The following is a 439-nucleotide window of genomic DNA, read 5'->3' on the forward strand; positions in this document are numbered from 1 at the left end:
CTAATCCCAAGTGCTCACTTTTTACATCTCGAAAGCCTTCTTCGATCTGCATACGGCGCTTATAGATCGCCACTATTTTTGCTGGATTCCATTCGTCTTGCCTCAAATTGCTGGTAAGTAACCAGGGCTCCCGTTCACGCCTGGCTGACTGTCGGCTGAGCTTACTTTTGGCGATTGAGCCAGTCACTCGTTGATGCTTTCGGCCCTTGGCTGAATGTCGCACGCAGTACAAATTGATCAAGTGCGGAGCGCTACGCGTCATCTCGACCCGACCAAGCGACTTGGGTGACGAAGTGGCCAAAGCATAGAGATCTTGCACGGGCAGCCACTCATTTTCGTCACCACGATAAAGCTCCCGATTTCGTATACGAGCCACGTAGTACCAGCCCTGTGCGGCCACTGCTTTCATCCATGGGCGCCGGAAACCTGCATCAGTAAC

1 protein-coding gene is annotated in these 439 nt (G+C 52.6%); it reads right to left on the reverse strand.

Annotated features, from left to right (window positions below; all coding sequences use genetic code 11):
* Positions 1–439: transposase (locus BFP89_RS28420; protein WP_141689065.1), on the reverse strand; the 439-nt coding region annotated here is incomplete at both ends.

Origin of the sequence: Pseudomonas sp. 31 R 17, assembly GCF_900004915.1 — a bacterium.
Taxonomy (GTDB): Bacteria; Pseudomonadota; Gammaproteobacteria; order Pseudomonadales; family Pseudomonadaceae; genus Aquipseudomonas; species Aquipseudomonas orientalis_A.